The organism is Mariniphaga anaerophila, from assembly GCF_900129025.1.
GTDB lineage: Bacteria > Bacteroidota > Bacteroidia > Bacteroidales > Prolixibacteraceae > Mariniphaga > Mariniphaga anaerophila.
In genome coordinates, this window is record NZ_FQUM01000002.1 from 463906 (window position 1) to 483581 (window position 19676).

Below are 19676 nucleotides of genomic sequence, written 5' to 3' on the forward strand. Positions count from 1 at the left end.
AATTCAGGCTGAAAGTTACGACTTTCAAATAAAACGGCAATTATTTTTTTTGATGCTCCTGCCGGGAACAGCGGTGTCTAGTGTTCTGACGATACAAAAGAACTTAATTAGGCTTGCATTGTTTGGAAAATAAGAAAATGGTAATCAGATAAAAAATGAAAGAGTCTCATACCAATGCATTGGTTCATTCAAGCTCTCCTTATTTGTTGCAACATGCTCATAATCCGGTTGATTGGCAACCCTGGAGCGAAGAATTGATAGAGAATGCAGCAAAAGAAAACAAACTTCTGCTGGTGAGTATCGGGTACGCGGCATGCCATTGGTGCCATGTAATGGCGCACGAGAGTTTTGAAGATGAAACGGTGGCAGCGGCAATGAACCGCGAGTTTGTATGCATAAAAGTTGATCGCGAAGAACGGCCCGACGTGGATCAGTATTATATGACAGCCGTTCATCTGATGGGATTGCAGGGTGGCTGGCCGCTTAATGTGATAGCCCTGCCCGATGGAAAACCTGTTTGGGGAGGAACTTATTTTCCGAAAGAAACCTGGGTTGACACCATTTTGTCTGTTGCCCGTTTTTGGAAGGAGAACCCGGATAAAACGAGAGAATATGCAGAAAATTTGCAGCAGGGAATTTCCGGTTCGTTGCTGCCGTCGAATGCTGACAATATTATTCCGGCTACACAGCAGATGATTGCCCGAAGCGTTGAAAACTGGAAAGAACGTTTCGATTTGGAGAACGGAGGAAGGCAGGGGTTTCCGAAGTTTCCAATGCCCGGGAACCTCGAATTTCTGTTGTTTTTCGGATTTGTAAAGAGAGACAGGCAGGTGCTGGATTTTGTAAAATTGTCACTTTTGAAAATGGCGCGCGGGGGAATTTACGACCAGCTTGGCGGAGGTTTTGCCCGCTATTCGGTTGACGAAAAATGGAAAGTGCCGCACTTCGAAAAAATGCTTTATGATAACGGACAGTTAATCAGTATTTATTCGAAAGCCTATCAGTATTTTAAATGCGATGAGTTTAAAACAATTGTTTATGAAACCGCTCAGTTTCTGGAGCGGGAACTTACCGACGAGTCAGGGGCATTTTATTCTTCGCTGGATGCCGACAGCGACGGTGGGGAAGGAAAATTTTATGTGTGGAAATCAGGCGAGCTTCGTGAAATCTTGAAGGAAGATTTTGAACTGTTTTCGGAATATTTTAATGTGAATGCCAAAGGTTTTTGGGAAACGGGAAATTATATTCTGTTGCGTGAAACGGGTATGGAGGAGTTTGCCCGGAAGAAAGGTTTTACGTATTCAGAATTTGAGCAGAAGGTGGCAGCGTGGAAAAAACTGCTGATGAAGCAGCGCTCGGAAAGGGAAAGGCCCGGGCTCGACGACAAAACCCTGGCCTCGTGGAATGCCCTGGCAATTACAGGGCTGGCTGATGCTTATAAAGCTTTTGGTGATGAACGTTTTAAAACACAGGCTTTGCAAAATGCCTGTTTCATCAGAGAAAATATGATGAAAGAGGGCGGTAATTTGTTTCACTTGTGGAAAAAGGGGAAGAGCACTATTGCCGGATTTTTGGAAGATTACGCACTTGTTGCCCGGGCTTTTATTTCGCTTTTTGAAATTTCGGGCGACCGGGAGTGGCTCGATTGTGCCGGGCAAATTCTGGAATATTCAGTAAATCACTTTTACGACGAGTCGTCCGGGCTTTTTTACTTTTCGGCGAAAAATTCCAATGCAGTTGTATCCAACTCTTTTCAGAATGAAGACAATGTAATTCCGGCGGCAAATTCGGTGATGTCCAATAATCTTCACGCTTTCGGTTTGTTAACCGGAAATGCAGAGTACCTGGTTATGGCCAAAAAGATGTTGCATCATGTTACGCCACTCTTTCCCAAATATCCGCAGGCTTTTGCAAACTGGGGAACTCTGATGCTGAAAATAACCGAGCCTTTTTATGAAGTTGTGTTAAGCGGAGCAAATGCGTATGAGAAATTTCTGGAATTGCAGGAAGGGTTTTTGCCCCATGCAATTTGTGCGTTTGCAAAGGAGGAAAGCAACCTGTTGTTGTTCGACGGCCGGTTTGTTCCCGGAAAAACACTGATTTATGTTTGTAGTGAAGGAACATGCCGGTTGCCTGTTGAAAACGTTAAAGATGCCCGCAATTTGCTAAATGGAGAGCATGAAAAAGGTTGAGTTTTTGATTGTCGGCAATGGCCTTGCCGGAACGCTACTGGCTTTCGAAATGTTGAAAAACAAGCTGGAATTCAGAATTGTTGCCTCTTCTGAAATACCCCGTTCTTCGGAAGTTGCTGCCGGCATGTTTAACCCGTTGGTTTTTAAACGGCTTACAAAAAGTTGGCTGGTAGACGATCTGTTTCCTGTTATGAAAAGCACATACAGGAAAATTGAGTTGCTGCTGGGACAGCAATTTCTATTTAGTAAAAACATATTAAAGCCGTTGTCGGAAGAGGAAAAAACACTTTGGATACAGCGAAAAGCCGAACCGGAATTTTCAAAATATATTCTTTCGGTGGAAGATGACGGCCCTGAGGAAAACCTTGTTCCTGCTGCCGGTTACGGAATTGTAAACGGTTCCGGCTATTTGGATTTGAAATTATTTCTGAATCTCGCCGACAAGTATTTCAGGGAAAACGGATTATTAATTCCAGCGGTGTTTGATTTCGATGCTTTAAATCCAGCAGAAAAGTATTTTGAAACGGAAAATGTGCAGGCTGCGAAAATAGTGTTTTGCGAAGGAGTCCGTTTATTGGAGAATCCGTTTTTTCGGTTTGTGAAAATTGTTCCTGCCAAAGGTGAAGTTTTGCGTATTCATGCTCCCGGTTTGTCAGAGAAATATATTCTGAACAAAAATGTTTTTGCCCTTCCCGTGGGAAATCAGTGCTTTAAAATCGGTTCAACTTACGACTGGAACGACTTGTCTGTTTCTCCCACAGAAAAGGGGATGCAGCAGATTGTAGAAAAGTTTGAAAAGCTCGTGAATGTCGATTATTCTATTCTGGAACATGTTGCCGGAATACGTCCAACCATTTCAGATCGCCGGCCCGTTTTAGGTGCGCATCCTGTTTTTTCGAATCTTTTTGTGTTTAATGGTCTGGGAACAAAGGGTGTTATGTTAGCGCCGTTTTTCGCAAAGGAGATGATGAATTTTCTGATGTCGACCGATTATTGCCTTAATAAAGAGGTAGATGTAAAAAGATTTCTAAAATGATTTTTGGAAAAGTGTAAGGTAAAAAAACGGACAAAAAAATAATCCCGGCGCGTCATACCGGGATTACTCAATAACCTTCTAAGCGTCTAACTGGTTTCGTGTTCTAGATTTGTATGAAACAAACATACACGAAAATCAAATAAGTGTTGTTAGACAAAAGGCTGATTTTGTAAGGTCAGAATTGCTGATATTGTCGCTTCAGAAATGCTGACTGCTGATTTAGTCCATTAGTTTCATTTGAAGGTAGGAATAAATTAGTGCATTCATTTTTGCCCGTTGTTCGTTGGTCGATGCTCCTGCGTGCCCTCCTTCAGTATTTTCGAAGTAGTAAATTTTATATCCCAAATCGTTCATTTTTGCCACCATTTTTCGCGCGTGTCCCGGGTGAACCCTGTCATCGCGGGTAGATGTGGTGAAGAACACTTCGGGGTAATCCATGCCTTTTTTTACATTCTGATAAGGCGAATATTTTTTGATGTATTCCCATTCTTCTGGAATATCGGGATTACCATATTCTGCCATCCAGCTTGCTCCGGCAAGTAGCTTGTTGTAGCGTTTCATGTCTAGTAGCGGAACAGCACAAACCGCCGCATTATACAAATCGGGGCGTTGGGTAAACGCTACCCCTACAAGCAGTCCGCCGTTACTTCCGCCGTAAATTCCCAATTTTTTTGACGACGTAATTTTGCGTTCAATCAGGTCTTCTGCCACTGCATGAAAATCGTTGAAAACAAGTTGCCGGTTTTCTTTTAGTCCTGCCTGGTGCCATTGCGGCCCGAATTCGCCACCGCCGCGCAGGTTGGCAAGAACATAAACACCGCCTTTTTCAAGCCACGAAACGCCGGTAGCAGCAGAGTAGCGTGGCAGTTGCGGAATCTCAAATCCTCCGTAAGCATAAAGCAACGTGGGGTTGTTTCCGTCAAGTTTCATCGACTTTCTGTGTGCCACAAAATAGGGGATGTGTGTGCCATCTTTCGATACCGCTTCAAATTGCTGAACTTCGTATTTCTCTGTGGGAAACCACGACGGCAGCGATTTTACCTTGCTGATTTCTCCTGAGGAAGCATCTCCGAAATAGAGGGTGCTGGGCTCCAGAAAGTTCTGGAAATAGAAAAAGAATTTGTTGCTGAACTCGTCGGTTGACCCCAGCGAAATGTTGCCAAAATCCGGAGCATTAATTTTTTCTTTTTCCCATTTGTTTTCGAATCGGAACGAATAGAGTTCACTTTTTACGTTTTCCAGCATATTTACCAATAAACGATCTTTTGTGTTAGAAATTTGAGTGATGCTGGAACGTTCTCCCGGCTCAACCACCAGCTCGAAATTTCTTTTTCCGTTAAGCAAATCATTGTAGTCAATGCTAATCACCGCTCCCTGCTGAAAGCTCTTGTTATTTACATCCCACGCCGATTTCAGTTGAAAAATAACCTGGCCATTAAAAATGGTATTCAGTTCAATGTCGTCGGGCAGGTCCAGTTTTACTGCTTTCCCGTTTTCAATAAATAAATAGTCTCCAGAGTAAAAAGAAGTACGACGGGTAATCAATTGGTAAACTTTTTCGGGGTTCTGTTGTGCGTATCCCCAGATTCCCATATCGGTTTCCAGCCCCTTGTAAACTTCCTGCGCATTTTCCAGTTTTGTTCCTCTTTTCCATATTTTTACCTGCATCGGGTATCCCGAGGTGGTTACTCCATCGCCAAAGTCGGTAGAAACCAACAATGTGTTTTCGTCAATCCAGCTGGCTCCGCCCTTTGCTTCGGGAAGAAAAAAGCCGTTTTCTACAAAGGCTTTCGACTGCACATCAAATTCTTTAACGATTGCTGCATCGCCGCCACCTTTTGAAAGGGTTACCAGAAATTTGTTGTAATCGGGGTAAAGCCCGCTTGCTCCTTTAAAAACCCATTTTACATCGTCTTTTTTAGAAAGCTCGTCAATGTTCAGCAAAATTTCCCAGTCAGGGGTTCCGCTCAGGTAACTTTTTAACTCGGCTCGTCTCCATATTCCGCGCTGGTACTGCTGATCCTGCCAGAAATTGTATACATATTTCCCGTATATTCCAGGATTCGCAATGCGATCTGTGGAGTTAAGAATATCGAGGTTTTTCTCGTAGATGTCGTTGTACCCGGGTTGCGACGAAATCACTCCAATCGATTTGTCGTTCCATTCTTCAACCCATTCAAGGGCTTTGGGGGCTTCTACTTCTTCGAGCCACTGATAAGGATCTGCTTCCTGGGCAATAATCATTTGTGTTGCCATCATCAAAAAAATCAAATTTATCACTCTTTTCATTGTGTAATATTTTGGTTGAATACTCATTTTGTTAAACAGTAATTCTCCAATAAAGTTAGATCAAATGCGAATTTGTTTTTATTCTTTTTGAACTTAAGTGTTTCATTTATACTGTTTGTTTATTCGCTCTGCCTCCGTTTTTTGTCGCGTAACTTAATTTGTACGAATGTAATAAATTAACACAAAAATTGGTGCTAAAATTAAATTATCAGCCAGACAACAGATTTTTGGAAATAGTTTTTAAAATGAAGCATTAAATATATATTTTCGTACTTTGAATATAAGCCGGAAGATGAATATATGTTTGAATATTAAAGCGAAAAAGGTATCATCCAAGGAGCATAACACTATAATATGGTAGCGCTATTTTTGTTTTTTGCTTTATCCATTGTTGTTTCTTTTTTTTGTTCGATGTGGGAAGCGGTTTTGTTAAGCAATACCCCGTCTTTTATCAGTAGGTTGCAATCGGAAAAACCATCCATCGGGAACCTGCTCGCTAAAATGAAAGAAGATATTGACAAGCCATTGTCTGCAATTCTGACTCTGAATACTTTTGCCCACACTGTTGGTGCATTGGGAGTTGGACTGGAAGCTGGCAAGTTGTTTGGAAAACATCAGGTAGATCTGATATTTTTCAGCGTCACTTATGAAGCCATAATTGCTGCGGCAATGACCCTGTCGATTCTCATACTTTCAGAAATAATTCCAAAAACGTTGGGGGCAATTTTCTGGCAGAAGTTTACCCCTTTTACGGTAAATTCACTGCGTGTTTTGGTGGTTGTTCTCGCTCCGTTTGTGTGGATGAGCAAAGGAATTACCCGCATGGTAAAAACCGAAAAAGGCCGAAGTGTATTCAGCCGGGCCGACTTGGCTGCAATGGCCGATGTGGGGCTGAAAAGCGGCGCCCTCGACAAAGAAGAAAAATCGATAATACAGAATCTTTTACGACTGGAAAACCTGAAGGTGCGCGACATTATGACGCCACGCTCGGTTATTATTATGATTGACGAAGAGCAGACCATGAGCGAAATATATTCGGAGCTGAAACCAATGGTTTTTTCACGTATCCCGGTATACCAGGAACATCCCGATAATATTATTGGTTTGATTTTGAAAGACAATATTTTGGAAAACCTTGCCCAGGACAAACACTCGGTGAAAGCTTCTGAAATTAAACGTGATATTTTGTTTGTGGAAGATGATTTTACGGTTGCCAAATTAATGGACACCCTTATTCTGAACAGGGAGCATCTGGCAATGGTTGCCGACGATTTTGGCAGTGTGGTAGGGCTTGTTACCATGGAAGATTTATTTGAAACGTTGTTGGGGCTCGAAATCGTTGATGAGTCGGACAAAGTGGAAGACATGCAAAAACTGGCCCTGGAAAAATGGAAAAAAAGAACAGATAAACAGCGTCTGAAATCCTGACCCCTTTTAAGTTTTCTTTAAATCGCCTGAGGAAAAAATTCTTCAATAGCTTATACAGGTAAAATGCATTACTTTTGATGAAATAGTTATTGAAAAATTTAAATCATTTGAATATGAACATCAGCGCATTACAGAAAGAAAGGGCCAAGTATCAGCCAAAACTTCCCCAATCGTTAAAAGGTGCAGTTAAACTGGTTGAAGGAGCTAAAACGGAATCAGTTGCCGACCAGAAAGAAATTGAAGAATTGTTCCCCAATACATACGGAATGCCTTTGGTTGCTTTTGAAGCAGGCGGAGCCGATGAATCCAGAGAACCGGTTAATGTTGGTGTCATTCTTTCAGGAGGACAAGCTCCCGGAGGACATAACGTGATTTCCGGTATTTTCGACGGAATTAAAAAAATTAACCCGGAAAGCAAATTGTACGGATTTTTGGGCGGTCCCGGCGGATTGGTAGACCACAAATATGTTGAGTTGACCTCTGCAATTATCGATGAATACCGTAACACCGGCGGTTTCGATATTATTGGCTCCGGACGTACAAAACTGGAAGAAGAATGGCAGTTTGACAAAGGGCTGGAAATAGCCAAAGATTTAAAATTGAATGCGTTGGTGATTATTGGTGGTGATGATTCAAATACCAATGCTTGCGTTTTGGCAGAATACTATTCACAGAAAAATGCAGGTGTTCAGGTAATTGGATGCCCGAAAACAATTGACGGCGACCTGAAAAACGAAATGATTGAAACTTCTTTTGGTTTCGATACCGCTACAAAAGTTTATTCAGAGCTGATCGGAAACATTCAGCGCGACGCCAATTCTGCAAAAAAATACTGGCACTTTATTAAACTGATGGGGCGTTCGGCTTCGCACATCGGACTGGAATGTGCATTGAAAACACAGCCAAATATTACCCTTATTTCAGAAGAAATAGCAGAAAAGAAACAGACACTTAGCGATATCGTGAATTATATGGCTGCTATTGTAGCCCGCCGTGCCGGTAATGGTGAAAACTTTGGCGTAGCGCTTATTCCCGAAGGATTGATTGAGTTTGTTCCTGAAATGAAAAAGCTGATTGCTGAACTGAATGACCTTCTGGCTGAAGGAACAGATACAGAAAAAGAATTTAAAATGCTGAGGAAAAGCCATCGTTTGGATTGGGTTGCCTCACACCTGTGTGAAGATTCAGCGAACGTTTTCAAATCATTACCGGCAGGAATTGCAACTCAGCTTACTTTAGACCGCGACCCGCACGGAAACGTTCAGGTTTCGCTCATTGAAACAGAAAAGCTTTTGGGAGAAATGGTCGCCGAAAAATTGAGCGCCATGAAAAAAGCCGGTGAATTTGCCGGAAAATTCAGCACTCAGTACCACTTCTTCGGTTACGAAGGACGTTGTGCAGCGCCATCTAATTTTGACGCCGATTATTGCTACTCGTTGGGTTACACTGCGTCACTGCTTGTTTCCGAAGGGAAAACAGGTTACATGTCATCGGTAAGAAATTTGACTGCTCCGGCAGAAAAATGGATTGCCGGCGGGGTTCCGGTTACCATGATGATGAACATGGAAAAACGGCACGGACACATGAAACCGGTTATTCAGAAAGCACTGGTTGAGCTGGATGGAAAACCGTTTAAATATTTCGTTTCAAAACGCGGCGAATGGGCCTACGGAACGCAGTATATTTATCCGGGACCAATTCAGTATTTCGGCCCGGCAGATGTTTGTGATCAGCCTACCGAAACATTGAATCTCGAAAAAGCTTAATAAAAATATTAGCATAATTAAAAAGGTCGTCCCGGAGTTTATCGGAACGGCCTTTTTCTTTTGTCGTTGGTTAATATTTGTATTTTTGTATTTCGTCATCAACAATGCGCTTTTTGATAGCTGTAGTAATATTATAATAAAATTGATATAGACGGTGCAAAACGTAAAACGGGAAAAATGTTGTGTCCCCTGGCTGTATTGCATTTTCTTTGTTATAGTGAAAGTTTGTTGAGCCGAGTGTATGAAAGAGATAGCAGAAGCAAAAACAGGAGAAAACGAAGAGCTTTGGAATAAAGTTCGTTCGGGGAATGAGAAGGCCTATTCCCTGTTGTACCAAAAGTATGCGAATGAATTGTTCTCTTTCGGCAGCCGGCTTTCTCCGGATAGGGAACTGGTAAAAGATTGTATCCAGAATATTTTTGTCCGGATATTTCAAAACAGAAAAAATCTGGCAGCAACCTCAAATGTTCGTTTTTATTTAATGCTGGCTCTGAAAAATGAGCTCTACCAGGCTTTCCGAAAAGATAAAAACGTATCGTTTGCTGAATTTAACCCTTCTTTTTTGGTGACTTACACCGTTAATAACCAGGCCGTAGATGATGAAGAAACCCGTGCCCGTTTGGAAGAGATTGCGAGAATGTTAAATGTTCTTCCTCCCAGGCAAAAGGAGATTATTTATTATCGTTTTATCGAAGAGCTTTCGTTGGATGAAATTGGGCAAATGATGGGGATTAATTACCAATCAGCACAAAATCTGATACAGCGGGCCTTAAAAAAATTGCGACTTGAGTTTGCGTCTCCGGTTGTGTGCGGACTCTTTTTTTACAGTTTTTCTAATTTTTTTCTGTGTAGGTGAGTATAAAAGTAAAATTTCTGCATTTATAAAGGAAAGTACGCAGAATGTCAGGTAGAGATTATTCGAAATATACAGCTGAAGATTTTGTTCAGGACGACTTTTTTATTCAGTCTGTACAGAAACCCTCAGAAAAAAATGATGCCTTCTGGAACGCTCAACTCCAGAATGGAAAAGTAGATCAAAACGAATATCAATTTGCCAGGCAGATTCTGACAACTATTAACGTAAATAGTTCGGAGCTTACAGAAAAGGAGCTTGATGACCTCTACGTCAGAATCCATAAAAAAAATCATCGGATTTCGCAGAGAAGGATTTTCTATTCGGCTGTTGCTGCATGCATTTCTGCTCTGGTAGTTTTGTCCTTCTTTTTTTACAACCATAGAGAAGAAGTGCCGGATGTTAAACAAGTTGCCCAAATCATAAAAACTGCAGAAGAACCAGAGCAGATCGAACTGTTGCTTTCCGGAGAAAAAAGGATTCCTATTGAAAAGAACAACCCTGAAATAAAATACCTGAAAAATAAAAGTATCTCCATCGATAGCGTTATCGTGAAGGAGACTGCGGTGACTCCTACCCGAAAAGTGCAATTCAGCCAGTTAGTTGTTCCGCGAGGAAAGCGAACACAGCTGACACTTGCCGACGGAACAAAACTGTGGGTAAATGCCAGAACCCGGGTTGTTTATCCCGACGAGTTTGCTTCAGATAAAAGAGAAATTTTTGTGGATGGAGAAATATTTCTGGATGTATTTCGCGATGCCACCCGCCCTTTTATTGTTAAAACAGATGCGTTTGATATTACTGTTTTGGGCACTTCATTTAATGTGAATGCCTACGAGACAAGAGAAGAACGTGATGTTGTGCTGGTATCGGGAGCGTTGAAAATAAGTACGGCAGATAATACCGAGTCGCTTCTTAAACCTCAGGAAATGTTTTCTATCGAGAAAGGGGAGAATGTAATAAAACAGGTAGATGTATCTCCTTACATTTTGTGGAAAGATGGATTATACCAGTTTCGGAGAGAAAGACTTGACGTAATAATGGAGCGCCTCGCTTTTTATTATGGAAAAGAAATAGCGGCTTCACCTGCCGCCTCTGCTTTAAAATGTACGGGGAAGCTCGATTTAAAAGAGGATTTGGAGAGGGTGTTAAACGGATTATCGAAAACCGCTCCAATACGGTGGTCGCTAAAAAATAATGTTTATGAAATAAATGAAAATCTAACTAAATAGTTTGCCTATGGGATGAATGAAGGAAAAAAGTACTAGCATGAAAAAACCGGATGATATTGCAGTATCACCCGGTCGAGATTCTAAATTAATATCCAAAGTAAAATCTAAAATCATTACAAAAATATGATAAATGTGCAATTTGTCAGCAGCTTACATGCTGATAAAAGAAAATTATTCAGAATTATGAAGTTAATGGCTTTTTTCATGACTGTCGGAATGAGTGTTTGTTTTGGAGCGAAATCTTATTCACAGGCAACATTATTGTCATTAAACCTTAATGATAAAACGCTGGAAGAAGCTTTTGAGAAGATCGAAAGTATCAGTCAATATGTGTTTTTTTATTACGATGGAACTGTAGATGCTACCCGTAAAATCTCCATCGAAGTAAAAGATAAACCTATTCAGGAAGTATTGGATAGGTTATTTGAAGGGACCACTAACGCCTATCTTATTGATGACAGGCAGGTTTACATCACAAAAAAGAATTCGATAGAAGCCGACCAGCCGTCGTTAAAGGTGGTCGGTATTGTTAAAGATTCCGGCGGTTATCCGTTAGTCGGGGTAAATGTTCAGGAGTTGGGAACGAACAACATAACCGTAACCAATGCTGACGGTAATTTTACTCTTTACAACATTGCAGGAGAAAGTTCGGTACTTAAATTTACATACATTGGTTATAAACCGGTTGAGATAAAAGTAAACGGGCAACAAAACATTGAAGTTGTTTTAAATGAAGATGTTCTCGGGCTCGAAGAAGTTGTTGTGGTTGGATACGGACAGCAAAAGAAAGAGTCTGTAATTGGGGCAATTTCAACGGTAAAACCAACTGTTTTGCAGACCAATCAAACACGTTCTTTAACCAATAGCATGGCCGGCCAGATTGCCGGTGTTATTGCTGTTCAGCGCAGCGGCGAGCCGGGTTACGACAATTCCGATTTTTGGATTCGCGGAATGAACACTTTTGGTGCAAATGCAAAACCGCTGGTGTTAATTGATGGAATAGAACGCAGCCTCGGAAATATCTCTCCCGAAGAGATTGAATCCTTCTCGGTACTAAAAGATGCTACAGCAACTGCCGTTTACGGAGTTAGAGGGGCAAATGGAGTAATTCTGATTCAAACTAAGAAGGGGAAAGTAGGGAAGCCCACTATTACCGTAAAGGCTGATTATGGTTTTTCTAATCCGACGAAGCTTCCGGAATTTGTTGATGCTGCCAAATACATGGAAGTAATTAACGATGCCCAGCAGCTTTCCGGGATGGGAGCTTTGTACTCTGACGAAACAATCAGAAGGACAAGAATTGGGTATGATACCGATTTGTATCCGAATGTCAACTGGATTGATGCTGTTACAAAAGATAACGCCCCCAATGGCAGAATTAGTTTAGATGTAAATGGTGGAAGCGAGCGGCTGAGGTACAGTCTGATTGGTTCCTATTTTTCTGAAAAAGGAATGATTGTTACAGACGATGCAATGAACTACGATTCGCAGCTGAAGTTGAACAAATACAACGTTCGTAGTAATGTTGACCTTGATCTTACCTCGTCAACCAATATTGCAGTAAGTATCGGTGGATACATTACAGATCGTAATGCTCCAGGAGTTGGCATAAGTACAATACTTTCGCACTCAATGGACACTCCTCCCAATTATCACCCGGTTATTTATTCAAACGGGCAAATTCCAAAAGTTGCTGCCCGTTACAATCCCTGGGCCGACGCTACTCAAACCGGCTACCAGAAAAGGTTCGACAGTAACCTGGAAACTTCTGTAAATGTTACTCAGGATGTTGGGATGCTGTGGTCTCCTTTGACCGGGTTAAAAGCCAGTATGTTGGCATCGTTCGATGCGTTTAACAGACACACCCAGAGCCGTACCAAAACTCCGCGTTCTTTTTTAGCTACCGGAAGAAACGAAGAAGGTGAGTTGATTACTACCATGATTGATCAGGGCGGCGAGTTTCTTGGATATTCCAGAAGCTCCGGCGGCGACAGAACAATCTACTTCGAAGGACGGATGAATTATCTACGCCGTTTTAACCACGTACATAATGTCGACGGGCTTTTGCTTTACAATATGAGAGATCATGTTGTTCAGGATGCAAGTAATTCAATATTGGCATTGCCATACCGTACTACCGGTATTGCCGGCCGTGCCGCATACAGTTACAATGATACTTATTTTGCTGAATTCAACTTTGGATACAATGGTTCTGAAAACTTTAAACGAGGATATCGTTTTGGATTTTTTCCGTCGTTTGCCCTTGGTTGGATGGTTTCCAGTGAGGAGTTTATGAAACCGTTTGAAGACTTTATTTCCAAGCTGAAGATTAGAGGGTCGTGGGGACTGGTTGGTAACGACCAGATTGTGAATAACAGGCGTTTTGCATACATTTCTACAATTGAAAGTTCAGGCGGTTATAACTTCGGTTATACAGAAAATTTTAAATATGGACAGGGATGGCGCGAAGGCGATTTCGGAATTGAAAACATGACCTGGGAAACTGCCGAAAAAATTAATATCGGTTTCGAAGCCGGTTTTTGGGAATCAATTAATCTGCAAGTGGATCTGTTTAAAGAATTCCGCGATAATATTTTTATGCAGCGTAAAACCATTCCCGAATTGGCCGGGTACAACGAAATGCCCTATGCTAACTTTGGAAAAGTAGAAAACCAGGGAATTGAAACTGACCTGGTAGTGAATCATCAGTTTAGGAGAGACTGGTTTATTTCGGCAAAAGCAAACTTCACTTTTGCCCGAAACAAAATTACCGAGTATGATGAACCCGATGCTTTAAAAGCTACAACAAGAGCCAGAACAGGCCAGTCGCTGAACCAGCATTTTGGGTTAATTGCCGAAGGTCTTTATACCGAAGATGATTTTGTAGATCCGTTAAAAGGAATTTTGAAACCGGAGTTACCCGAACCTAAATTCGGAGTGGTTAAACCCGGTGATATAAAATACAAGGATTTGAACGACGACGAAAAGATAGACTCTTTTGATGAAACACCCATCGGAAAGCCTTACGTGCCTGAAATAGTGTATGGTTTCGGGTTTAATATGAAGTATAAAAATATCGATGGTGGACTGTTTTTCCAGGGAGCAGGAAACTTTACCAATATGTTACACGGCGCAACTCTTATTCCCGGAAGTGGCGGCGGCGGCGTTGGTAATATTTATGCGAATGTTGACGACCGCTGGACTCCTGAAAATCCCAGTCAGGACGTATTCTGGCCCCGTCTTTCAAACATAGAAAGCGCAAATAACATGCGCTATTCAACCTGGTGGATAAGAGATGCATCGTATTTGAGGTTGAAAAATATGGAGATAGGTTACAGTTTGTCAAAAAATAAGCTCAGAACCGCATCGTTAAGAAATGCCCGCTTCTTTTTGAGGGGGAGTAACTTGCTTACTTTCTCCAAATTCAAACTGTGGGATCCGGAAATCGGTTCCCAAAACGGACTGAAGTATCCGCTTCAAAAAATATTTTCTGCAGGTGTTGAACTTACTTTTTAATTCAAAGTCATTATGAAATATACATCTTCTATAATATTAATTTTAGTAATACTGTTGTCGCTGTCTTCGTGTGAAGACTTTCTGGATAAAGAGCCGGACGATGCCCTTACACTTGAAATGGTCTTTAATGACAAACTGCGCACAGAAGAGTGGCTGGCCGGAATTTACAATAAAGTACCAGATGCACTTATGGATTATCCCCGGAAATGGGGTTGCACTTTTTTCTCCGACGATGCCCAGATAGCCATTGCCATGGGGCAGTTTAACGATTACTGGAAATGGATTGTTGCAAACAATCAGGGCGGGGTTAACCCAACAGTTAAGCCTCCTGTTGATATTTGGTCAAATACCTATAAAGATGTAAGATCCGCTCTTCTTTTTATAGATAATGTGAAAACTCTTCCAGACCAGGGATTAACCGCCGAAAGTGTAAAGCAAATGAAAATGGAAGCCCGGTTTTTAATAGCGTTTTATTATACTAAGATGCTTGAAATCTACGGTCCTTTTCCTTTGGTTACCGAGTTGGTGCCTTCCAACACGTCTATCATGGACATGATGTTGCCACGTACACCGTACGACGAAATTGTTGAATGGCTGGATAAAGAATATCTCGAACTGGCTGGCTTTTTTCCTTCGACATACTCTAACCCCGACCAAATGTTCGGGCGGCCAACAAAAGGGGTTTGCATGGCGCTCAGAGCACGAATGTGGCTTTATGCGGCCAGCCCGCTGTTCAATGGAAATCCCGATTTTGCGGATATGAAAAATGCTGACGGTTCTGCTATTTTCAGCACCACTTACAATGCCGAAAAATGGGAAAAGGCGGCAACAGCAACCCGGGAATTTTTGGATTTGGCAGAAACCGGAATTTACAGCCTTTATACAGAAAAATATAAAAACGGTGAGATAGACCCGTTCCTTTCTTTCCAGAATCTTTTTCTCACAACAGGAAACCAGAACAAGGAAATTATTTTTTCCAGGGCAGCCAGCTCTTATAAATGGTACAACGGGATTGGTAATCCTCGCGGATTTGTTGGTGGTTCAGGATATTACGGTTCTACTCAGAATCTTGTAGATGCGTTTTTTATGAAAAATGGTTTGTCTCCCATAAACGGATACGACGCAACCGGAAACCCGATAATCAATACAGAATCGGGGTATACTGAATCGGGATTTACCACGAAGGAGATTATTTACCAAAACACTGCTTATAACATGGGCGGCGCAAGTGCCCGCGAGGGGCTGGTTTCAGACGAAGGAACATTTAATATGTACGCCAATCGCGAACCTCGTTTTTATATTACTGTTTGGCACGACAACCAGTGGATACCACAGGCCAGAAGAAAAACCCAGTTCAAACATAACGGACTCGACGGTGGCCCGACTCATGATTCCCCGCAGAGTGGCTATTTAACAAGAAAAGCAGTAAATCCGGAATCTGATCCGAGGAACGGAAAAGTTCCGTACCAACCGTCAATCATTCTTCGCCTTGGTGAGTTCTACCTAAACTATGCAGAGGCGCTTAATGAATCAGAACCCGGAAATCCTGATATTATTAAATACCTTAATCTGATTAGAGAAAGAGCCGGAATTCCCGGGTACGGATACGAAGCAGGGCAAGTCACTCCTCCGACAACACAGGAAGCAATGAGAGAAGTAATCAGGAAAGAGCGCCGTGTGGAATTCGCAATTGAAGGAGATGTTAGATACAACGACATCAGAAGGTGGAAAATTGGAGTTGAGTTGTTTAAACAGCCCATTACAGGTATGAATCGCAGCTCTTCGAATAACGACTTTTATACCCGAACAACTTATATGTACCGCCCTTTCGAAAAGAAAAATTATTTGTGGCCGATATATCAAAACTATATCGATAACAACCCCAATCTGGTACAGAATAAATTTTGGTAGGAACAAATGTACAGCCTGGCAGTTTTGACCTTCAGAACTGCCAGGGCTTTTAAATATTCAACGTAATGAAAATAAAAAGAAATCTGATTTACTACATTTTGATGCTAAACGTTCTGTTGTCGTCAGAACCGTTATTGTTGTCCTGCAGGGCAGGTTCAATAAATAGTATCGAAGAAGAAAAGCCGGATGTTGAAAAACCGGAGAAAGAGAGCACGCTTAAAATAAATGCAGCTACTTACAACCTGAGAATGCAGACCTCTGCTGATCAGGAGGAGAAAGCCTGGGAAAACAGAAGAGCGTGGGCGATAAAAATTATTAAGAAACATAATTTTGATATAATCGGAACACAAGAGTGTTTCAAAAATCAACTGGAAGATGTATTGCAAGCCGGAAACTACAGTTATATTGGTGTAGGTCGCGATGACGGCCAATCTAAAGGAGAACACTCTGCTATTATCTACCAGAACCAGAAATTTGAAGTGCTCGACAAAGGAGATTTTTGGTTGTCTGAAACGCCTGAAGTACCTTCTTCCGGCTGGGATGCTACCATAAAAAGAGTATGTTCCTGGGGAAAGTTCAGGGAAAAAGAAACCGGAAAGGTATTTTTCTTTTTTAATGCCCACTACGATCACAAGGGAAAAATTGCCCGCAAAGAATCTTCAAAACTGGTGTTGAAAAAGATTGAAGAGATTGCCGGAGATACCCCAGCGTTTTTTAGCGGAGACCTCAATGCTTTACCCGACGAGGAGTCCATAGTTCTGTTGTCTGAATCGAAAATGCTTTGGGATGCTAGAAATGTGTCATCTACTCCGGTGTACGGAACCGAAGGCACATACCACGGGTATAACCTCGACGGGAAAACAACACATCGAATCGACTACATTTTTGTTTCTGCTGAAATAGATGTGTTGGAATACGGAGTGCTGAATGACGATATAACAGAAGGGGAGTTTTCATCTGATCATTTCCCTGTACTTATTAAAGCCGAATTATAAAATCAGAAATTATGATAACGAATAACCATAAATACTTAATACCCGCTGTTATCGCTTTTATTTCCTTTTTTTGTTTCTCGTGCGAAAAAGATGATTTAGAAGGTATTGACGAAACAAATATAACAACCGGAAATCCGTTGAAGCTGGAAGTATCAAAGGATACAATTATTCTGGATCAGGATTACGACGACCGGCAGGCCATACTTTTTACATGGGAGCCCGGTCGCGATCGTGGATTGAACAGCTCGCTTACTTACCTTTTTAAGGTGGATGTAGCTAACGGAGATTTTACAACTGCTTTGGAAACAGAAGAAATGCCGGAGGGTATATTCTTCAAAAGTTTTACTACAAAGGAGTTGAACGATTTAATAGAAAATCATTGGAAGGAACCCCTGGGCGAAAACATCGAATTCTCGGTGCGGGTAATAGCCAAAGCTAACTCCGAAGATAAATTTCTGAAACCCGATTACTCCACGATAAATTTTGTTGTAAAAGGTTATAAACACCAGCCTTATCCGCTGTTTCTCGTTGGCGATGCTACTCCTTCCGGATGGGATTTGAATAGGGGCATTGAGCTGGAAGAGTTGGAATCGAAAAACAAGTACCGCTGGCGTGGCAATTTAAACGCCGGAAGTTTTAAAATTTTGCAGGAGATTGGTAACGCGCTTCCATCTTTTAATAAAGGCGAGGGCGACGGAACAATGGTTCTCAGAGACTCAGAAGAGCAGCCAGACAACCTTTTTGTTGTGCCCGAAGATGGCATTTACAGCGTTGTTGTCTATCGGCGTAATTTGAAAATTGTATGTGAGAAGACCGGCTTTCAGCGTGTTTACATTCGCGGTAGCGCAACACCTGCCGGTTGGGGAAGTTACTTGCCTCTGGATTGGAACATTACGCGCCCCGATGTTTTCGAGGTAACAATGGAGCTCAAGTCAGGGGAGCTTAAGTTTGAAACGGAAGAGAACAGCTGGTGTCCGACTTTCAGACCGTTGATTCCCAACGGTTCTATTGTAACAGATCTGGATGCTCAGGTAGCCATAAGTCCTGATTTTAAGTGGAGAGTGAAAGACGAAGAGGCAGGAACTTACAAAATTTCGCTGGATACGAAGAGCTTACGAGTGAATTTCGAAAAGATTAACTAGAAAATGAATTACTGGAATTTTTTTCGAAGGGAATCACTTTTCTCTTTGGGTAATAACTATCATATTCACATTAATTCAAAAATTATGAAGTCATTATATAAATTATTTGTCATTGTTGTAATAGCCTCGTTCTGCCAGGTTTTTGTTGCTTGTTCCGATAGCGAGGAAGAGGAGATTGCTGTATATACTTTGCCTGCGGTTAATCAGCTTCGCGCCGAGTCTGGTGAAGATATGATTACACTTTCGTGGAAAAACCCGTCAATTGATGGCGGAACATATTATGTGGAAGTAGAGTTTGAGAAGGAAGACCAAACAGAGACCCTGAAAGTTGAACCGGGCACCGAATCTGGAAGTACCGTAGAAATTCCGGTTGCTGATCAGAAAGTATATAAATTCGGGGTAACCGTTTTTAATGGCACCGGAGAACGTTCCGAAGAAAAAACGGTAAAAGGAAAAGCGTTAACTCCTGAAGTACCTGACGAAACGGAGGGAAATGTTTACGATGCAATATTGGAAACCGTTAATATTTATGGTGCAGCTAACAGCGCAAAAGTTATTTGGGATAATCCGGATAACCGGGCGGCAACAATTTTGGTAAGCTATACCGATGCCTCGGGTAACAGTATAGAGAAATCTGCCGATGCAGCTTCTGTGCTGAAAGAAATGGTTATTTCCGGGTTGGCAGCTGAAGTAGAAGTTGTGTTTACCGTTAGCGTTAAAAACGGCGAAAACGGAAGTTCTTTTTCAAAAACATTGAGCGCAACTCCGAAACATCTGGTCGAAAAGTTGGAGAAAAGCTCCTGGACGGTTAGTGCATCTTCCGAAGAAACAGTTGAAGAAGACGGCCGCGCGGTAAATCTTATTGATGGAAATCCTGAAACTTACTGGAGAAGCCGTATTTCAGGCGATGCAGCAGTATACCCGCATTATGTTGTTATCGATTTGAAAGAGGTTGTTACAGTAACCGCAATATCCTTGGAAAGAAAATGGGGAGATAAAGTGCATAGTTCATGGGACAATACCGTGGCTGTTAGTCTGGATGGCGAAGACTGGAATACTTCGTATGATTATTATCTCACACAAACAGATCCTCAGCTTAAAATAGAATTTAACAGGGGTAAGGAAGGAGAACAAATGTATCCGCTTCCCACACCTGCAAAAGGACGGTACGTTAGGTTAACCTGTAAACGGGCTTCTAAAACATTTGCTGTTTTTGGAGAAATGTCGGTTTATGGTTATCGATAGGTAGTGTGGATTTTGTTTCAAAAGCACTAAAAATAAAAACCCGAAGCATCATTTTTGAGCTTCGGGTTTTT

The 19676-nt window shown here is 41.7% G+C and carries 12 protein-coding genes; 11 read left to right on the forward strand and 1 reads right to left on the reverse strand.

Annotation, left to right across the window (positions count from 1 at the left end):
• The first annotated feature begins 155 nt into the window (after nucleotides 1-155).
• Both BUB08_RS05100 and BUB08_RS05105 read left to right on the forward strand, forming a co-directional pair.
• On the forward strand, nucleotides 156-2192 hold the full coding sequence (locus BUB08_RS05100; RefSeq protein ID WP_072999514.1) for a thioredoxin domain-containing protein: 2037 nt from the start codon (nucleotides 156-158) through the stop codon (nucleotides 2190-2192).
• Complete coding sequence (locus BUB08_RS05105; RefSeq protein WP_072999517.1) at nucleotides 2179-3228, forward strand: NAD(P)/FAD-dependent oxidoreductase; 1050 nt, start codon at nucleotides 2179-2181, stop codon at nucleotides 3226-3228. Before BUB08_RS05100 ends, BUB08_RS05105 begins: the two co-directional genes overlap by 14 nt.
• A gap of 219 nt (nucleotides 3229-3447) precedes the next feature.
• On the opposite strand, the gene BUB08_RS05110 is transcribed toward BUB08_RS05105, so the two are convergent.
• Nucleotides 3448-5517: a prolyl oligopeptidase family serine peptidase gene (locus BUB08_RS05110; RefSeq protein ID WP_072999881.1), complete on the reverse strand. Its 2070-nt coding sequence runs from the start codon at nucleotides 5515-5517 to the stop codon at nucleotides 3448-3450.
• A 354-nt stretch (nucleotides 5518-5871) separates the two neighbouring features.
• Between BUB08_RS05110 and BUB08_RS05115 the strand changes: the two genes are divergently transcribed.
• The 9 genes from BUB08_RS05115 (at nucleotide 5872) to BUB08_RS05155 (ending at nucleotide 19605) form a co-directional block, all read left to right on the forward strand.
• Nucleotides 5872-6945, forward strand: a complete 1074-nt coding sequence (locus BUB08_RS05115) for a CNNM domain-containing protein (RefSeq protein WP_072999518.1) — start codon at nucleotides 5872-5874, stop codon at nucleotides 6943-6945.
• A gap of 113 nt (nucleotides 6946-7058) precedes the next feature.
• Nucleotides 7059-8711, forward strand: coding sequence for a diphosphate--fructose-6-phosphate 1-phosphotransferase (locus BUB08_RS05120; protein WP_072999520.1), 1653 nt, complete (start codon nucleotides 7059-7061; stop codon nucleotides 8709-8711).
• A gap of 241 nt (nucleotides 8712-8952) precedes the next feature.
• Entirely contained in the window at nucleotides 8953-9567 is a 615-nt protein-coding gene (locus BUB08_RS05125; protein ID WP_072999522.1) for an RNA polymerase sigma factor, read from the forward strand.
• 44 nt (nucleotides 9568-9611) lie between these two features.
• Nucleotides 9612-10796, forward strand: coding sequence for a FecR family protein (locus tag BUB08_RS05130; protein ID WP_072999523.1), 1185 nt, complete (start codon nucleotides 9612-9614; stop codon nucleotides 10794-10796).
• 183 nt (nucleotides 10797-10979) lie between these two features.
• Nucleotides 10980-14312, forward strand: coding sequence for a TonB-dependent receptor (locus BUB08_RS05135; RefSeq protein ID WP_072999883.1), 3333 nt, complete (start codon nucleotides 10980-10982; stop codon nucleotides 14310-14312).
• A gap of 12 nt (nucleotides 14313-14324) precedes the next feature.
• Nucleotides 14325-16223 carry a RagB/SusD family nutrient uptake outer membrane protein gene (locus BUB08_RS05140; protein ID WP_072999525.1) on the forward strand — a complete coding sequence of 633 codons (1899 nt, stop codon included), beginning with the start codon at nucleotides 14325-14327 and terminating at the stop codon, nucleotides 16221-16223.
• Between the two features lie 65 nt (nucleotides 16224-16288).
• Nucleotides 16289-17218 (forward strand): endonuclease/exonuclease/phosphatase family protein, encoded by a 930-nt coding sequence (locus BUB08_RS05145; RefSeq protein WP_072999527.1) that lies wholly within the window; start codon nucleotides 16289-16291, stop codon nucleotides 17216-17218.
• 11 nt (nucleotides 17219-17229) lie between these two features.
• Nucleotides 17230-18360, forward strand: coding sequence for a SusE domain-containing protein (locus BUB08_RS05150; RefSeq protein WP_072999529.1), 1131 nt, complete (start codon nucleotides 17230-17232; stop codon nucleotides 18358-18360).
• 84 nt (nucleotides 18361-18444) lie between these two features.
• On the forward strand, nucleotides 18445-19605 hold the full coding sequence (locus BUB08_RS05155) for a discoidin domain-containing protein (RefSeq protein WP_175549951.1): 1161 nt from the start codon (nucleotides 18445-18447) through the stop codon (nucleotides 19603-19605).
• Nucleotides 19606-19676: the final 71 nt, after the last annotated feature.